The following is a 900-nucleotide window of genomic DNA, read 5'->3' as shown; positions in this document are numbered from 1 at the left end:
GCTCTTACCACATGGTGTCGATGTCGGGCTATTTTCTACACCTGCACCAAGAGCAAAAGATTTACCAAGCAACCACCGCCCTATTGCTGGTTTTTATGGCAGCCTTTCTAAGTGGCTTGATTATGAAATGATTGATCATGTCGCGACAGCAATGCCGGAATGGGACTTTGTATTTATTGGCCCAAATGAGCTTGATACGATCATGCTGCCTGAGTTGAGTAACGTACATTACCTTGGCCCACGTCCGCACTATACGCTGCCAAGCTATTCTCAACACTGGGATGTGAGCTTGTTGCCGTTTGTTGATAACGAGCAGATCCGAGCTTGTAGCCCACTCAAACTAATGGAGTACCTTGCGGCCGGCACGCCAATTATCACAACTCAATTCCCAGCATTAAAGCCATATCAAGAACATGTCACCACAGTTGGTAGTGTAAACCAAATGATTTGGGCGCTTGATCATGCACGCCAGCTGAGCAATTCACCAATCTCTGTCGTCGAACAAGAGAGCTGGCAGAACCGTGGTAACTTCGTACATTGGATGTTGGAGCTTTTATGAATAATCTTAAGTTGCGCTTACTAGTCATCCTAAATGCCATGTGGCGCCAACGCTACGTTATTGTTCTCCCAATCTTTATTTTGCCCTTTGTTGGCTTCGGTGTGAGCAAGTTGGCCCCGACTAAATATGACGCGCATACCAGTATGTTGATTCAAGAAACGGCCAAAATGAATCCATTCTTGGAAGACATTGCCGTTTCTACCATGCTCAAAGACCGCCTTAACGCGTTGAGAACACTACTTCATAGTCGACATGTGCTTTACTCGGTCGCTGATGAACTGCAATTAACCACGCCCGATATGCCTGAAATTGAGAAACAAGAGATCATTACTGACCTATCT

The 900-nt window shown here is 45.8% G+C and carries 2 protein-coding genes; both read left to right on the top strand.

What is annotated here, in order from left to right; all coding sequences use genetic code 11:
- Positions 1-559 (top strand): glycosyltransferase (locus tag AB4496_RS20225; RefSeq protein WP_372131755.1); only part of this gene is annotated, 559 nt, incomplete at its 5' end.
- Positions 556-900 (top strand): Wzz/FepE/Etk N-terminal domain-containing protein (locus AB4496_RS20220; protein ID WP_372131753.1); only part of this gene is annotated, 345 nt, incomplete at its 3' end. The genes AB4496_RS20225 and AB4496_RS20220, both read left to right, overlap by 4 nt.

Origin of the sequence: Vibrio sp. 10N.222.46.A1 (genome assembly GCF_041473595.1) — a bacterium.
GTDB lineage: Bacteria > Pseudomonadota > Gammaproteobacteria > Enterobacterales > Vibrionaceae > Vibrio > Vibrio tasmaniensis_A.
Note: the sequence above shows the minus strand (reverse complement) of the source record. Positions and strands in the feature narration are given on the sequence as shown.